Raw genomic sequence first — 14,828 nt, forward strand, 5'->3', positions numbered from 1 at the left:
GATACCTTTATTTACTCCGTCCGCGCTCCGGCGCCAGCCCGTGCGGCCCGGCCGCCGCGTCGGCCGCTGGCGGCCGACGATGCTGCCGTCGCCGCGGCTCCACTGCCTTCGACCGGCTTATAGTCGCGATAGGTCATGATCCAGTTACCGCAGTTCTGATCCGTGCCGTTCAGCACGTTGGCGGCGCGCACCGCTTCCATTTCCTGCGGCCGGCAGGGGTTCATGATCGCCGACGTCATGCCGGCGCCGATCACCATCGGGATGAAGCCGGCATTGATGCCATGGCGGTGCGGCAGGCCGAAGGAGATGTTGGAGAGCCCGCAGGTCGTGTTGACCTTCAGCTCCTCGCGCAGGCGCCGCAGCAGCGCAAAGACCTGGAGGCCGGCGCTGCCGAGCGCGCCGATCGGCATGACCAGCGGATCGACGACGATGTCATGCGGCTTGATGCCGTAGTCGGCGGCGCGTTCGACGATCTTCTTGGCGACCGCGAAACGGACGTCCGGATCCATCGAAATGCCGGTCTCGTCGTTGGAGATCGCCACGACCGGTACGCCGTATTTCTTGCAAAGCGGCAGGATCGCCTCGAGCTTTTCCTCCTCGCCGGTGACCGAATTGACCAGTGGCCGGCCCTTGGCCACTTTCAGCGCCGCCTCGATGGCGGCTGTCACCGAACTGTCGATCGACAGCGGCACGTCGACGAGGCCCTGGACGATCTCCAGCGTCCGGACGAGTAGGCCAGGTTCGGTCTCGTTGGGGTTGACCGAGGTGACCCCGGCATTGACGTCGAGCATGGTGGCGCCCGCCGCCACCTGTTCCAGCGCATCCCTGATGACCGTGTCGAAATTGCCCTCGATCATCTCGGCCGCGAGCTTCTTGCGGCCCGTCGGGTTGATGCGTTCGCCGATCACGCAGAAGGGCTGGTCGAAGCCGATCACAATCTCCCGGGTTGCGGATGCGACGATGGTGCGGGTCATTTCTTCCTCCAGGCGCGCGATGCGGCGCCGAAACGATGTGAATGTCTGAACGTCAGGCGGTTTCGCGGCCGCCGGTCTTCACCAGCGCGACGAGTTTTTCCCGGTCATAAGCTGCTTCGAGTTCGGCCGCCGCCCTGTCGGCTTCGGCTTCAAGATCGTCGGAGACGGCGATCGGTTGTGCCTTGCGCCATTCGGCGAGGTAATCGTCGGTGCCGGCTGCGCCGCTGCGCATCGCGCACATGTCGATCGCCTCGGTGAAGCGCAGCGAGAGTTCCCGCTTGGCGGTCTGTCGGCCCTTCTTGATGATCACCTGTGCCGGAATATCCCGCCAGAAGACGACGATGCGGTCGGCCATGAATTCCTCCGTGTTGAGGTGCAGCATGCACGGGTGCGGGCGACAAGACTGCGCTTGCGACGACGTCGCACCCAGCAAAATACGACGCGGTGATGGGATTGCCTTGCCGGATGTCGGGCCGGGTGCCGGTTACCAGATCTTCCGGGTCAGCCCGTGATAGAGCCAGGTCCAGATCGGCGGTGGAAAACGCAGTGCGGAGGGGCCTTGCGGCTGGTACGGCTTCAGCGCGCCGTCGATGGCATCCTGAAGCGCGCGGACGCTGATATCGACGGAAGAGGCGGTCATCAGCAGCGGATAGGTGGCGAGCGAATCCGAGCGCCCCGGGTCCACCCGCTTCTCGTAGAGCGTCCCGCCGGTATCGATACCCTTGTCGACCAGATGCACGGTGGCGCCAAAGTTCTTCTCGTCGCCTTCGACGCGCGACCAGTAACCGCCCATCTGGCCGCGGTACATCGGGTTGATGCCGGCGTGGAAGTTGATCACCGGGCAGGGGACAGCGGCAAGCGTCTCCGGCGACAGGATGCGGCAGGATATGGTGAAGATCGCGGCGGGCTTCAGGGCTGTCACCGCTGCGTGACAGGCCGGATCGTTGAGGGAGGGCACGTGCGTCACGGGGATCGCCGGGTTCGGTTCGGCGGAATGGCCGTAGTCGCGGATGATTTCGGCGGAGCGTCTTGCCGCCACGCTCTTGGTGAGCCGCGACGCGATCATCGTCGCCAGTTGGCCAAGCGCTGTGAACCAGCCGAACCGCCGGGCGCGGCGTTTCAGCAGCGTGCCCTTCGATTCCGGCTGTTCTTCGACGACATGCAGGTCGGGAAAATGTTTTGCCAATGCGTTGATCATCACCTGCGGGTTCACCCCGCCCGATGTCATCACCACGATCCGAGAATTCCCGTCCTGCATCGATCCCCCCGCAAAAAGCGCAGGGCCGCACTCTTCCGCCGAAGGCCCGAAGAAACGGTTAAACCGAGCGTAACGCCTGCGTGAGGTCGCCGTAGCCGGTGAAACGGTACTCGTATTCCAGGCCGAGATAATCGGCGGCCCCGCGCGCCTTTTCTTGAAGGACCTTGTCTTCCTCCTGGCTCAAATAGACGAGTTTTCGGTAGTTGCCGAAATACATGTCCTTCAGCTGCGGGTGGCGGTCGAGGCCGAGCGGTTCGATGACGAAGGCCTCGAACTGGCGGGCGAGAAAGTCGGTCAGGAAGAACGAGAACAGGTCATCGTCCGCTTTTGCGGCAAAAGCGTCGTTTCCGGCGAAGAAGGAATAACAGTGCGGGCCTTCGATGCGGGCGATGCCCTCGCGCTCGCAGAGACGGTCGATGTCGCCGCCGGTTCCGCAATCCGCGTAGGCGAAAAAGATCTTTTCGAAACCCGCTTCCCGCGCCTCGGCGACGGCTTTTTCGAGACCCGGAACGATCTTCTGCGGATAGGCGTGCCAGATCGCCGGCAGGCAATTGAGATCGATGTGACCGAGGCCTTGCTGCCTGGAAACAGCGAGGATTTCCCGCGCGATCGCTCCGCACGCGATCACGTGAACTTTTTCGCGAGTTGAACGTTCCTTTGCCGGAAATTCCATTTCCGCCACGATTTCATCTCTCTCCATCGGAGTATTCTAACATGACGGCCAAGACAGTCACGGTGATCGCCGCTCTTCTCGCGACGATGGTTTCTCTCACTTCCTGCGGCAATACCATTCGCGGCATGGGCCAGGATGCGGCCAATACCGTCAATGCCACGCAGGATGCGGGACGCCGGGTCGATCGCGCTGCGCGTTAAGGCGTCGCCGTCAGCAAGCCGTTCGGCGCCTCAGGCGCCGGCGGCAAGGCTGTTGTGCTTGCGGCGGATATATTCCTTTGCCGTTTCGACGGCGACCGCCGCATCGCGGCAATAGGCATCGGCGCCGACCGCCTTGCCGAATTCCTCGTTGAGCGGCGCGCCGCCGACAAGTACGATATAGTCGTCGCGCATGCCCTTTTCCTTCAGCGTATCGATGACGACCTTCATGTAAGGCATGGTCGTGGTCAAAAGCGCCGACATTCCAAGAATATCCGGCTGTTCCCGCTCGATCGCATCGAGATAGTTCTCGACCGGGTTGTTGATGCCGAGGTCGACCACGTCGAAGCCCGCTCCCTCCATCATCATGCCGACGAGGTTCTTGCCGATGTCGTGGATATCGCCCTTGACGGTGCCGATCACCATCTTGCCGAGTTTGGGAGCGCCGGTCTCGACCAGAAGCGGCCGCAGGATGAACATGCCCGCCTTCATGGCACTCGCCGATAGCAGCACTTCCGGCACGAAAAGAATGCCGTCACGGAAGTCGATGCCGACGATGCGCATACCCTCGACCAGCGCCTTGGTGAGCACGTCATAGGGCGTCCAGCCGCGCGTGAGCAGGATGTTGGTCGCCTCCTCGATCTCCTCCTTCAAGCCGTCGTAAAGATCGTCGTGCATCTGCTGCACGAGTTCCTCGTCGGAAAGTTCCGCCAGAATGATTTCGTCGTCGGACATGCAATGTTTCCCTTCGTTCGAGGGGCCGGTTCGAAGGCCGGCAAATCAGACGTTTACCGTCCCGACTATCTTTACCTTTAATTTGCTTGGCAATTTCTTTCGTATGCGACAGCGGCGCGTCGGAAAAACGACGGAAGATCGCTGCGGGATGTCTGTCCTGTACAAACCCGTGACGCAGAAAGGCGGGGCTCCGCTTGCACTTGGGCCTAGCATGGCGCATCAAAAAAGCTTGAGGCGCTTTTCAAAGCGGAGGCGAGGAACATCATGGACGATTTGACCCCAGAGACGGAACCGGCAGCCAGCGGGGCCAGGCGCGGCCGCGGCGAGCGGGGAGCGGCGGGCCGCCGGGCGGCCCGCGCAGGCCACGGTCCCGGTCTTTCCTTGCCCTATATCACCCGCAAAATCGGCGTCTACGAGGTGCTGGACGAGGAGGGCCTTACCCTCATCGAGCGCAATGCGGATCTCATCCTCGAAGAGATCGGCATCGAATTCCGCGAAGACGAGGAAGCGCTCGAACTCTGGGCAAAGGCGGGTGCCGACGTTCGGGGCCACCGGGTGCATTTCCCCAAGGGCCTCTGCCGCGAACTGCTGAAGACAGCACCGAGCGAATTTACCTGGCATGCCCGCAATCCGGAGCGCAACGTCCAGATTGGCGGCAAGGCGACCGTGTTCGCGCCGGTCTACGGACCTCCCTTCGTGCGCGACCTCGACGGCAAGCGCCGGTACGCGACGATCGAGGATTTCCGCAATTTCGTGAAGCTCGCCTATATGGCGCCGTCGATGCATTCGTCGGGCGGCACCGTCTGCGAGCCGGTCGACGTGCCGGTCAACAAGCGGCATCTTGATATGGTCTACAGCCATATCAAATATTCCGACAAGCCGTTCATGGGATCGGTCACCGCGCCGGAGCGCGCCGAAGACACGGTTGCCATGGCGAAGCTGGTATTCGGTGACGAATTCGTCGAGAACAATTGCGTCACGCTGAACCTCATCAACGCCAACTCTCCGATGGTGTTCGACGGCACCATGCTTGGCGCGCTGAAAGTCTATGCGCGGCATAACCAGGCGTCGGTCGTGTCGCCGTTCATTCTCTCGGGCGCCATGAGCCCGGTGACGGTGACCGGAACGCTGACGCAGATCCTTGCCGAAGTGCTGGCCGGTGCTGCGCTGACACAGCTGATCCGCAAGGGCTCGCCGGTGCTGTTCGGCACGTTCGCGGCGTCGATCTCGATGCAATCTGGCGCGCCGACCTTCGGGACCCCGGAGCCGTCGCTGGTCTCTTACGGTGCGGCGCAGCTCGCCCGTCGCCTCGGCCTGCCGTTCCGTACCGGCGGTTCGCTCTGCGGCTCGAAAGTGCCCGATGCCCAGGCGGCGCACGAATCGGCCAACACGCTGAACACGACACTGCTCGCCGGCACCAATTTCGTGCTGCATGCTGCCGGCTGGCTGGAGGGTGGCCTCGTGTCGTCCTATGAGAAATTTATGATCGACCAGGACCAGCTCGGCATGATGCAGAAGATGGCGCAGGGCGTCGATCTGTCCGAAGAAGGCCAGGCGCTGGACGCGATCCGCGAAGTCGGCCCCGGCAGCCATTATCTCGGCTGCGCCCATACCCAGGCGCATTTCCAGACTGCCTTCTATCGTTCGGCGCTGATGGACAACAATTCCTTCGAACAGTGGGAGATCGAGGGCGAGAAGCGGATCGAGCAACGCGCCAACGCGCTCTGCCGCTCCTGGCTCGACAGCTACGAAGCACCGCCGCTTGATCCCGCGATCGACGAGGCGCTGCTCGCGTTCATCAAGGACCGCAAGGATTCGATGCCCGACGCCTTCACCTGAAGAGAGCCCGATGCCGCCAGGGAGCAAGGCGGCGCCAGGCTGGTCGCCGATTTTATCCAGGAAGGGGTCTGGCGACCGCATTACCGATACCAGGGGCCTCGGTGAGGCCGCCTTCACCAGTTCTCGATGAGATTGCCGCGGGGCTCGGACTCCACGGCATCCTGATCCGCGGCGTGGTGAATTTTGGACCGGGCGAGGGGCCGTTATTGGGCGACGGCTCCCTTGCGCAGGCGGTCGTATTGCTCGGCAATGTCGGCGGTTCGATCTGGCCGTCGTTCACGGAATGGCGAAAAGGCCATGACGGTCCCGATCCCCTCGACACGTGGTCGAAGTTTCTGATCCGGCCGTTCGCCGGACGGCTCGGAGCCGCTGCCTATTTCCCCTCCGATCCGCCCTGGCAGCCGTTCCAGCAATGGGCGATGAGGGCTGAAGGTCTGAAGTCTTCGCCGCTCGGCATCCTCATCCATCCGCAGTTCGGGCTCTGGCACGGTTATCGAGGCGCTCTGGGTTTTCCGTATGCGATAGAGATTTCGCCTGATGAGGCCGAGCATCCTTGCGAGAGCTGCAGCGAAAAACCCTGTATGTTGGCCTGTCCCGTCAATGCGGTCAGCCTGTCGGGCTTCGACATTCCCCGATGTCGCGCCTATCTAGCGAGCGAGGCGGGCAAGGCGACCTGCATGATTTCCGGCTGTGCGGCCCGCAACTCCTGTCCGGTCGGCGTGCAATATCACTACCCGCCGGGGCAGCTCCGGTTCCATATGGAAGCGCTGGTGCGGTGAGCTTAAAATTTTTTCTTGGGATACCCCAAGGAATTTCCTGAGCGAAACGTCTAAGCTCTTAAGCGACGGAAAAGCGGGCGGGCAAGTGAGCGCGGAAATCCTCGATAAGGCATGCCAAGGCGACCGCAATGCGTTTTCAGCGCTTGTCGAGGCGCATTATGATTTCATTCATGCCGTCGCCTGGCGCTGGTGCGGCACGGAAAGCGATGCGGAAGACATCGCCCAGGACGTCTGCATCCGGCTGGGCAAGGCTATCCGTAGCTTCAAAGGGCAGTCGGCGTTCCGCACCTGGCTCTACACACTGACGCTGAACGCGGTACGCGACCATCAGCGCCAGTCCTCCCGGCGGCGACGAGACCAGGACCGGCTTGCAAACGACCCGATCTTCTTTTCGCATCTGGAGCCGGAGGAGGACGATCGCGGCGACTGGCTATGGGCGGCGGTGCGCCGCCTGCCGGAAAAACAGCGGGATGCGGTCCTGCTGGTTCATAGCGAAGGGCTCTCACACGCGGCTGCGGCGGCCATTCTCGACTGCAGCGAAAACACGGTCTCCTGGCATCTGCACGAGGCGCGTAAACGATTGAAGGACCTTCTGAAGAAGGAGGCGGTTTGACCATGACGGACGAATTCGACCAGCTCGGCAATCTGGCCTCGGCGCCCCGCGCTTCCGATGCGGCTCGCGGCCGCGCGCTTGCCGCCGCCATGCAGGCCTTCGACGAGACGGAAAAAAATGCAGCGCGCAGCAAAGGAAGTTCCTGGTGGCAGCGTCAAAGCTCTGTTCTCAATAGGATCTGGAGCATCCGCATGGTTACCCAACACCGTTATCTCGCAGGCTCCGCACTTGCGACGATGCTGATCATTCCGACGGCTGCCCTGCTGACATTCGAACTGACGCGCGGCAACCTGTCGAGCTCAGGGCAGGTCGCGCTGCCGCAAGTCATGGACGCACCGAAGCCCGTGACGGAGAGAGTGCCGGTACCGTCGGTCGCGAAGCCGGCCGAACCGCAGCAGGAAGCCGATCGGAAGGCCGATGCCGCACCGTCGGTTCAATCCTCGAAGCAGAGCGATTTTAGCTCCGCGGATATTGCCCGCCAGCTGAAGAAGCAGGAGGCACGTGGCGGTGCGGCCCAGCGGAGTGCTGCGCCCAGCCCATTGGTCGCTCCCATGCCGGCGCCCCCGGTGATGGCCGAGCGCGCGGCTCCGATGGCTGCAGCCCCCCGTTATGCGCCCACTGAGCGCGAAATCCTGCCGCCGCTCGAAGATGGCCGCGACCGCTTCGCCAACGCGGACACCAACCCGGTCAAAAGCGTCGCAACCGATCCGGTCTCCACCTTCTCCGTCGACGTCGATACGGCCTCCTATGCGTTTGCGCGGCGCTCGCTGATGGAAGGGCATCTGCCCGATCCCGACAGCGTGCGGGTCGAGGAGATGATCAATTATTTCCCTTATGACTGGCCGCGGCCACAGACGGCCGACGAGCCATTCCGCACCACCGTCACCGTCACGCCCACTCCGTGGAATACCGGCACGCGGCTGATGCATGTGGCGATCAAGGGGTTCGAGACCGCGCCGGCCTCGCAGCCTGCTGCCAATCTCGTTTTCCTGATCGACGTCTCCGGCTCGATGAACGCGCCGGACAAGCTGCCGCTCTTGAAAAGCGCCTTCCGCCTGCTGGTGGGCAAATTGAAGCCGGAGGACAAGGTCTCGATCGTTACCTATGCCGGCAATGCCGGAACGATGCTGGAGCCGACGTCCGCTCGCGAACGGGACAAGATCCTCGGTGCGATCGACAATCTGCGGCCCGGCGGTTCGACGGCCGGGGCGGAAGGCATCGATGCGGCCTATCGGCTGGCGCGCCAGGCCTTCATCCCGGGGGGCGTCAACCGGGTGATGCTGGCGACTGACGGCGATTTCAATGTCGGTGCTTCCAGCGACGAAGACCTCAAGCGCCTCATCGAGCAGCGCCGCAAGGACGGTATCTTCCTCTCGGTTCTGGGTTTCGGCGAAGGCAATCTCAACGACAGCCTGATGCAGACGCTCGCCCAGAACGGCAACGGCACCGCCGCCTATATCGACACGCTTGCCGAGGCGCAGAAGGCGCTGGTCGAGGAGGCTGGTTCGACGTTGTTTCCGATCGCCAAGGACGTAAAAATCCAGGTCGAGTTCAATCCGCAGCAGATCTCGGAGTATCGTTTGGTCGGCTATGAGACTCGGGCGCTGAAACGCGAGGATTTCAACAATGACCGTGTGGATGCTGGCGATATCGGGTCCGGTCATGCGGTGACGGCAATTTACGAGGTGACGCCGAAGGGCAGTGCCTCGGCGCTCGACGACCCGCTGCGTTACGGCCCGGCCGCGCCCTCCGCGCCGGTTGCGGTCTCCGATGAAATGGCCTTCGTCAAAATCCGCTACAAGCAGCCTGATGGGGATGCCAGTAAGCTGATCACCACGCCGGTCACCGAGATGAATGCAGTGCGCGACTTCGCCTCAGCACCTCAGGATGTCCGGTTCTCGACAGCGGTGGCAGCCTTCGGGCAAAAACTGCGCGGCACCGATGCGCTCGACGCCTTTCCCTACCGCTTGATCCTCGACATGGCGCGCAATGCCCGCGGCGAGGATGCGTTCGGATATCGCGGCGGGTTCCTCGACCTCGTGCGGCTCGCCGAGACACTCGACCGGCGCTAGGCCGTCTCAATCAAACCTTGGGATAGGCCCGCTCCAGCCCACCGGAGCGGGTCAGCCCGTCGCGAAAGGCGGCATAGGCCGGATGCTGGCTCGATTTCGCCGCTTCCATCAGCCGGATCTGCAGCCGGGCAGGCGCGGTGTTGCCGATCCACTCGCCGCACTTCTGCAGTTTCAGGGAGTTCAGGAACTTCGCTTCCGAAGCCTGGTCGAGATAGAGATGCAGGCCGTCGAGCAGCAGGTCGTCCGACGTCGGATTGTCCGTCAGCAGGGCCAGCCAGGATTGGTTCTCGGTCGAGAAACTCGCAAGGCTTTCCGCTACCGTTTCCCGGCTGCCGATCGGGGATATGTTTGCCATGTCTCTATCCTTCAGCCCTCATGCGTCAGCCGCGGCGGCGACGTCTTTCCCGGCCGGAATCTCCGCCCGATTCGCTGGCGGTCTTATTGCGCAGCGGGCCGATCTTGTCGACGATTTCCTCGATCGTCGGTCGCGGCCGAGGGGTGTAATCGTCGAGTGCCGAGCGCATCGCGGCCAGGTGTTCGCAGGACGTGCCGCAGCATCCGCCGATGATCCTTGCGCCGGCATCGCGGGCAAGCCGCGCATATTCCGCCATCAGCGGCGGCGTGCCGGAATAGAAGATTTCCGAGCCGCGAAATTCCGGAATGCCGCAATTGCCCTTGACGATGGTGACAGCCTCAGGATCGGCGGCGGTCATGTCGAGCAGGCTGGACAGGATATCGGAGGCGCCGACGCCGCAATTGGCGCCAGCCGCGACCGGGCCTTCGCCGACATCCTTTGCCACGCTGTGGATCTGCCTGGGATCGAGGCCCATCATCGTCCTGCCGGCCGTGTCGAAAGAGCCGGTATAGGTATAGGGCAGTCCGACCTGGACGGCCGCTTCGGCCGCTGCGCGGATTTCTTCCGGCGCAGACATGGTCTCGATCCAGGCGATATCGGCGCCGCCGGCCTTCAGGCCCTCGATCTGTTCCGCGAAGGCGGTAACTGCATCCTCATAGGTCATGGTGCCGAGCGGTACGAACAGTTCGCCGGTCGGACCGACCGAACCGGCGACGATCACCTTGCGGCCCGCTTTCTCTGCCACCTTGCGGGCGATCTTTGCAGCAAGCCTGTTGAGTTCGTGCACCCGGCCTTCCGCCTTGTGCAGCTTCAGCCGCTGGCGCGTGCCACCGAAGGAATTGGTGAGGATGATATCGGCGCCTGCGTCGACGAAATCCTGATGCAGCTTCTCGATCTTCTCAGGCGCGGCCTCGTTCCACAGTTCCGGCGCTTCGCCGGCTTCCAGGCCCATGGCGAAGAGATTGGTGCCGGTCGCGCCGTCAGCCAGCAGCACGCCCTTCTCGGCCAGAAGTTCGGTCAGTGCGTTGGCGGTCGGCATGGGCGCTCCTTGCAATAGCGATCAATCATATAAAGAAATCTTTATATGATTTCAAGCCGCGGCCACGCGCCTCTTCGCGACGCCGGCGGCTCCAGCAGCGCCCGCCCGAATGGCCGGCTCAGAGCGACGCCTTGATCTTATCGGCGATGTCGGGGGCCAGCCATTTGGTCCAGATGTCCGGACTGGTTTCGAGGAAATGTTTGGCGGCAGCCTCGTTGGTGCTCTTGTTGGCCTCCTGCCAGGCGAGCACGCCATTGACCGTCGCATTGCTCCACTTGCGCCTCTTGATATAGTCCATCGCCACCTCAGCCTTTTGAGCAAACTGCTTGGTCACCAGGGTGAAGGCCTGCGAGGTCGGATAAGAGTTCACCTTGGGGTTCAGGCAGTTGGGGACAGCGGTGCAGGCGTCCCAATCGGCCTTGTCGTGCGGCACGCCGAAGGAGAGCTTCACCATCTCGTATTTGCCGAGGAAGGCGGTTGGCGCCCAGTAATAACCGAGCCAGCCGGTCTTCTTCTCGAAGGCGGCGGCGATCGATTGGTCGAGGCCTGCTGCCGTGCCGGTGTCGATCAGGTCGAAATTCTTCTCTTTGCCGCCGAGAGCCCTGAAAAGATTCGCGGTCGAAATCTGACAACTCCATCCGGACGGGCAGTTGTAGACGACGCCTCTGGCCGACTTCTGCGGAGCCGGAAAGAGATCCGGATGGGCGAGCGCCTGCGCGACCGTCTTGATGTCCGGATGCGAGTCGGCAAGGAATTTCGGGATCCACCAGCCCTCGACGGCTCCATCCGACAGGATTTCGGCGCCGATCACCAGGCGGCCTTCGGCAACGGCCTTGTCGAGGGACGTGCGGACGGAGTTGATCCAGAATTCCGGTGCGAGGTCCGGCTGGCCCCTTTCGTTCATGGATGTGAAAGTCGGAAGCGTGTCACCCGCGACGAGTTCGACGGTGCAGCCGAAACCCTGTTCCAGGATGATCTTGTCGAGATTGGCGGCGATGCCGGCTGAGGCCCAGTTCATTTCGGCGATCGAGACTGAACCGCAGTCCGCCGAGGCTGACCCTGCGAAAGCATAAAGACCGGCGGCGAAGACCGTGGAAGCGAGGATTTTTTTCATTTTGAGACCTCCCGGCCGTTTCCTTTCAGTGTTGACTTCAGCAGAGCGCAAGATGGTGATCAACCGATGGAGGCAGTTTCAAGCAGCCCTGCGAAGGATCTATCACATCCGCATTTGCGGCAGCTTTTCACAGATACTGCGCATTTATATGTCAACTCAAATCACGGTAGGGTTTCGGGATCAGAAATCAACACGCGCGACCTGGGATCATTTATCCACGGCCCATTTTTAGGGAACCGCAAGGAAAATGAGAAAATCGCGTGACTTCCGGAGTTCACTAACCATCCGGTAAGAATGTCGCGTTATTGCTTTTAATGCGGGCGGTTAGCTCGCGCCTGGCGCCGGATCAGGTAGTGCGTACCGGTTGCCCTCGCTGTCCGATGGCGGGCCTGCTTTATTGGCCCGCGGACGCTTCATCTTCCGATTGTTGTAGAATTCACGATTGTCATGTTGGCTCGTGGGCCTTTTGGCACCTGCGTGGATTTGCGGTCAAAATCGGCTGGCCGAGCCCGGTCAGCCGAGGCCTTTCGTCGGTGAGGCTTGAATACGGCAAGCGGGTATCGGTTGACACCCGTGCTTTCTGACGGCACCATTTGACCGTAATGCTAATCCAGAGACATCATCACCAACAGGGCCGGACGCCTCCTGTCTACGAATCGTCCGGTCCCCTCTGGTTAAGGCCATTTTCTCCATGACACGCAACGGTCACGTCACCCTTGTCCTCGGCGGCGCCCGCTCGGGCAAATCCGGGTTTTCGGAAAGGCTTGCCCAAGAGAGCGGCCTGGAACGGCACTACGTTGCCACCGGTCGTGCCTATGACGACGAGATGCGCGAGCGCATCGCCCGGCATCGCGTCGATCGCGGAGACGGCTGGACCACCCATGAAGTGCCGCTCGATCTGGTGGAGCGATTGGCCGACATCGATGCGCCGGGGAGGGTCATCCTCGTCGATTGCCTGACGCTCTGGCTCACCAACCTGATGATGGACGAGCGCGATATCGACACTGCCGCCGCCGCACTCGTGCGGCAGTTCGAAAGCCTCTCAGCGAGACTGATCGTCGTCTCCAACGAGGTCGGCCTCGGCATCGTGCCGGACAACAGAATGGCGCGGGAGTTCAGAGACCATGCCGGAAGGCTGCACCAGCGGATCGCGGCATCTGCCGACGAGGTCTTCTTCGTCGCCGCCGGTCTGCCGCTCAGGATGAAGAGCTAGAAGCCGAGCCAGACGCGGACGGGATGGGTCGGGTCGGCGAGCAGCTTCAGGGCGAGCGCCAGGCAGGAGATGACAAGCAGCGGCTTGATCAGCTTCGCGCCGTTCTTCATGGCCAGCCGCGAGCCGACCTGGGCGCCGAGGAACTGGCCGACGCCCATGATCAGGCCAATCTTCCAAAGTACGGACCCGGTTGCCGCAAAGACCAGGAACGAGCCGAAATTCGAGCCGAGATTGATGAGCTTGGTGTGGGCGGTCGCCTTCAGCATGCCAAAGCCGGCGAGCAGTACGAAACCCAGCATGTAGAAAGAGCCGGCACCAGGCCCGAAGATGCCGTCATACAGGCCGACCAACGGGACGATCGTCACCCCGAACACCAAAGGCGTCACCCGGCGGTGACTGTCGATATCGTTGAGATTGGGCTTGATGGCGAAGAACAGCGCGATGGCGATCAGCAGGAACGGGATTGCCGCGGCAAGCCAACCCGCCGGCACCAACGACGCGAGCGCGGCGCCGACGGCCCCGCCGATCAGCGACATCGCCGCCATCGGCAACTGACTTTTTAAGTTCACGTGACCTCGCCGCGCATAGGCAATCGTCGCGGATGCCGATCCGAACTGCGACTGCAGTTTGTTCGTAGCAAGCGATTCGAGCGGCGGGATGCCGGCGATCAGCATGACCGGAATGGTGATGAGCCCACCACCGCCGGCGATCGAATCGACGAAACCAGCAAAAATCGCGGCAAGAAACAGCAGGAAGAGGAATTGGAATGCGAGGTCGGTCAAGGGGAGGAGACTCTGTCAGGGGAGGCGCATCCGGACGGGTGCGGCGTGCTTCTCGCATCGAACCGCGTTGACCGCAACCATCTCCAGCGGAACTCCAGCCATGTTGCTTCCGGGATTGCGCATCATTGGTTTGGCGTTATTGTGCGCGGCTTTCGAAGAGCCGAACGAGGAAAGCACATGCACAAGGTCATTTTCGATACGGACCCCGGCGTTGACGACGCGATGGCGCTGCTCTTTCTGCACCGGCATCCTGAAGTCGACCTGATTGGCGTCACGACCGTTTTCGGCAATGTGTCACTTGATCTGACCACTCGCAATGCGCAGTTCCTGCATCAGGAATGGGGAATTTCCGCGCCGATCGCCAGAGGCGCCGACAGGACGATCGATCCGTTGCGAAGCGACGATCGCGCCGCTTCCGTCGTGCACGGCCTTGACGGTCTCGGCAATATCGGCCTGCCGGACACGATAGACTGGCCGCTCGACCCCCGTCCCGCCTACCAGTTCATCATCGATACCGTCCGCGACAATCCGGGCGAAGTGACGCTGATCGCCGTCGGCCGCATGACAAACCTGGCGCTGGCGCTGCAGGCCGATCCGGATTTTGCCGGCCTCGTCAAGGAAGTCATCGTCATGGGCGGCGCCTTCGATGTGAACGGCAATGTCACGCCGGCAGCGGAAGCCAATATCTATGGCGATCCGGAAGCCGCCGACATCATCTTCACCACGCCCTGGAAGGTCACCATCGTCGGTCTGGACGTGACGCTGAAGACGATCATGACGGGGGAGTATCTTGCCGACATGGCCAAGTCGGGCGAAAAGGCGGTGCAATTGCTCTCCGACCTGTCGCAATATTACATCGAGTTCTACAAGAGCCGGGTCGGCATTTCCGGCATGGCGGTACATGACAGCACGGCTTGCGTCTATCTGGTGCGGCCGGACCTCTTCATTCTCCGCAGCGGCGCGGTGCGGGTCGTCTGCGGGGGCATTGCCGACGGCGAAACGATCCAGGCCCCCGACAGCGGCCGCAAGTTCGTCGGCACCGCCTGGGACGGTCAGCCGAGCCAGTGGGTGTGCACCGACGTCCGATCGGGCGAGGTTCTGGAGGTGATCCGCACGGCGCTGGTCGAGAGCCGGGCCTCCGGCGCCTAGGCGATTGCTGTTTAGGCAACAGTTCCGGTGCAAATT

General features: G+C 62.3%; 16 protein-coding genes. 7 read left to right on the forward strand and 9 right to left on the reverse strand.

The genetic code is table 11. From position 1 onward, the window contains the following. Nucleotides 1-11: 11 nt before the first annotated feature. From AC1DLT_RS14520 to AC1DLT_RS14535, 4 genes are all read right to left on the reverse strand, one after another. Nucleotides 12-974 carry a methyltetrahydrofolate cobalamin methyltransferase gene (locus tag AC1DLT_RS14520; protein ID WP_477487182.1) on the reverse strand — a complete coding sequence of 321 codons (963 nt, stop codon included), beginning with the start codon at nt 972-974 and terminating at the stop codon, nt 12-14. Nucleotides 975-1,026: 52 nt separating this feature from the next. Further along, nucleotides 1,027-1,329: a virulence factor gene (locus tag AC1DLT_RS14525; protein WP_038543300.1), complete on the reverse strand. Its 303-nt coding sequence runs from the start codon at nt 1,327-1,329 to the stop codon at nt 1,027-1,029. Nucleotides 1,330-1,458: 129 nt separating this feature from the next. Beyond that, nucleotides 1,459-2,232 (reverse strand): formyl transferase, encoded by a 774-nt coding sequence (locus tag AC1DLT_RS14530; RefSeq protein WP_477487183.1) that lies wholly within the window; start codon nt 2,230-2,232, stop codon nt 1,459-1,461. Nucleotides 2,233-2,290: 58 nt separating this feature from the next. After that, on the reverse strand, nt 2,291-2,932 hold the full coding sequence (locus AC1DLT_RS14535) for a DUF1638 domain-containing protein (RefSeq protein WP_477487184.1): 642 nt from the start codon (nt 2,930-2,932) through the stop codon (nt 2,291-2,293). 14 nt (nt 2,933-2,946) lie between these two features. On the opposite strand from AC1DLT_RS14535, the gene AC1DLT_RS14540 reads away from it, so the two are divergent. Beyond that, the gene (locus AC1DLT_RS14540; protein WP_436252949.1) at nt 2,947-3,105 is read left to right on the forward strand and encodes an entericidin domain-containing protein; all 159 of its coding nucleotides are present in this window, start codon (nt 2,947-2,949) and stop codon (nt 3,103-3,105) included. Between the two features lie 30 nt (nt 3,106-3,135). On the opposite strand, the gene AC1DLT_RS14545 is transcribed toward AC1DLT_RS14540, so the two are convergent. Next, entirely contained in the window at nt 3,136-3,837 is a 702-nt protein-coding gene (locus AC1DLT_RS14545) for a corrinoid protein (RefSeq protein ID WP_477483633.1), read from the reverse strand. A gap of 264 nt (nt 3,838-4,101) precedes the next feature. On the opposite strand from AC1DLT_RS14545, the gene AC1DLT_RS14550 reads away from it, so the two are divergent. From AC1DLT_RS14550 to AC1DLT_RS14565, 4 genes are all read left to right on the forward strand, one after another. After that, nucleotides 4,102-5,676, forward strand: coding sequence for a trimethylamine methyltransferase family protein (locus AC1DLT_RS14550; RefSeq protein ID WP_477487185.1), 1,575 nt, complete (start codon nt 4,102-4,104; stop codon nt 5,674-5,676). Nucleotides 5,677-5,777: 101 nt separating this feature from the next. Continuing rightward, nucleotides 5,778-6,455 carry a ferredoxin gene (locus AC1DLT_RS14555; RefSeq protein WP_477487186.1) on the forward strand — a complete coding sequence of 226 codons (678 nt, stop codon included), beginning with the start codon at nt 5,778-5,780 and terminating at the stop codon, nt 6,453-6,455. Nucleotides 6,456-6,540: 85 nt separating this feature from the next. Beyond that, a complete protein-coding gene (locus AC1DLT_RS14560) occupies nt 6,541-7,068 on the forward strand; it encodes an RNA polymerase sigma factor (protein WP_477487187.1) in 528 nt (175 codons plus the stop codon). Beyond that, nucleotides 7,065-9,140 carry a vWA domain-containing protein gene (locus AC1DLT_RS14565; protein ID WP_477487188.1) on the forward strand — a complete coding sequence of 692 codons (2,076 nt, stop codon included), beginning with the start codon at nt 7,065-7,067 and terminating at the stop codon, nt 9,138-9,140. The genes AC1DLT_RS14560 and AC1DLT_RS14565 overlap by 4 nt, the downstream gene beginning before the upstream one ends. A 10-nt stretch (nt 9,141-9,150) precedes the next feature. On the opposite strand, the gene AC1DLT_RS14570 is transcribed toward AC1DLT_RS14565, so the two are convergent. The 3 genes from AC1DLT_RS14570 to AC1DLT_RS14580 all read right to left on the reverse strand — a co-directional run bounded on the left by AC1DLT_RS14570 (nt 9,151) and on the right by AC1DLT_RS14580 (nt 11,648). Beyond that, the gene (locus AC1DLT_RS14570) at nt 9,151-9,495 is read right to left on the reverse strand and encodes a hypothetical protein (protein ID WP_477487189.1); all 345 of its coding nucleotides are present in this window, start codon (nt 9,493-9,495) and stop codon (nt 9,151-9,153) included. A gap of 25 nt (nt 9,496-9,520) precedes the next feature. Next, nucleotides 9,521-10,534 (reverse strand): betaine--homocysteine S-methyltransferase, encoded by a 1,014-nt coding sequence (bmt, locus tag AC1DLT_RS14575; RefSeq protein ID WP_477487190.1) that lies wholly within the window; start codon nt 10,532-10,534, stop codon nt 9,521-9,523. 118 nt (nt 10,535-10,652) lie between these two features. Then, nucleotides 10,653-11,648: an ABC transporter substrate-binding protein gene (locus AC1DLT_RS14580; protein WP_038543277.1), complete on the reverse strand. Its 996-nt coding sequence runs from the start codon at nt 11,646-11,648 to the stop codon at nt 10,653-10,655. Nucleotides 11,649-12,339: 691 nt separating this feature from the next. Here AC1DLT_RS14580 and cobU point away from each other — a divergent pair. Next, nucleotides 12,340-12,861, forward strand: a complete 522-nt coding sequence (gene cobU / locus AC1DLT_RS14585; protein ID WP_477487191.1) for a bifunctional adenosylcobinamide kinase/adenosylcobinamide-phosphate guanylyltransferase — start codon at nt 12,340-12,342, stop codon at nt 12,859-12,861. Here cobU and AC1DLT_RS14590 read toward each other — a convergent pair. Then, on the reverse strand, nt 12,858-13,643 hold the full coding sequence (locus AC1DLT_RS14590; RefSeq protein ID WP_247038698.1) for a TSUP family transporter: 786 nt from the start codon (nt 13,641-13,643) through the stop codon (nt 12,858-12,860). The two genes, cobU and AC1DLT_RS14590, sit on opposite strands and share 4 nt — an antisense overlap. Nucleotides 13,644-13,820: 177 nt before the next feature. On the opposite strand from AC1DLT_RS14590, the gene AC1DLT_RS14595 reads away from it, so the two are divergent. Next, nucleotides 13,821-14,792: a nucleoside hydrolase gene (locus AC1DLT_RS14595; RefSeq protein WP_477487192.1), complete on the forward strand. Its 972-nt coding sequence runs from the start codon at nt 13,821-13,823 to the stop codon at nt 14,790-14,792. Nucleotides 14,793-14,828: the final 36 nt, after the last annotated feature.

The organism is Neorhizobium sp. 05N33 (assembly GCF_056397445.1).

Excerpts from the sequence above, each read along its gene's own strand:
- cobU (WP_477487191.1), top strand. The coding sequence starts at position 12,340 with ATGACACGCAACGGTCACGTCACCCTTGTCCTCGGCGGCGCCCGCTCG.
- AC1DLT_RS14550 (WP_477487185.1), top strand. The coding sequence starts at position 4,102 with ATGGACGATTTGACCCCAGAGACGGAACCGGCAGCCAGCGGGGCCAGG.
- AC1DLT_RS14580 (WP_038543277.1), bottom strand. The coding sequence starts at position 11,648 with ATGAAAAAAATCCTCGCTTCCACGGTCTTCGCCGCCGGTCTTTATGCT.
- AC1DLT_RS14540 (WP_436252949.1), top strand. The coding sequence starts at position 2,947 with ATGACGGCCAAGACAGTCACGGTGATCGCCGCTCTTCTCGCGACGATG.
- AC1DLT_RS14525 (WP_038543300.1), bottom strand. The coding sequence starts at position 1,329 with ATGGCCGACCGCATCGTCGTCTTCTGGCGGGATATTCCGGCACAGGTG.
- AC1DLT_RS14530 (WP_477487183.1), bottom strand. The coding sequence starts at position 2,232 with ATGCAGGACGGGAATTCTCGGATCGTGGTGATGACATCGGGCGGGGTG.
- AC1DLT_RS14535 (WP_477487184.1), bottom strand. The coding sequence starts at position 2,932 with ATGGAGAGAGATGAAATCGTGGCGGAAATGGAATTTCCGGCAAAGGAA.
- AC1DLT_RS14545 (WP_477483633.1), bottom strand. The coding sequence starts at position 3,837 with ATGTCCGACGACGAAATCATTCTGGCGGAACTTTCCGACGAGGAACTC.
- bmt (WP_477487190.1), bottom strand. The coding sequence starts at position 10,534 with ATGCCGACCGCCAACGCACTGACCGAACTTCTGGCCGAGAAGGGCGTG.
- AC1DLT_RS14595 (WP_477487192.1), top strand. The coding sequence starts at position 13,821 with ATGCACAAGGTCATTTTCGATACGGACCCCGGCGTTGACGACGCGATG.
- AC1DLT_RS14570 (WP_477487189.1), bottom strand. The coding sequence starts at position 9,495 with ATGGCAAACATATCCCCGATCGGCAGCCGGGAAACGGTAGCGGAAAGC.
- AC1DLT_RS14520 (WP_477487182.1), bottom strand. The coding sequence starts at position 974 with ATGACCCGCACCATCGTCGCATCCGCAACCCGGGAGATTGTGATCGGC.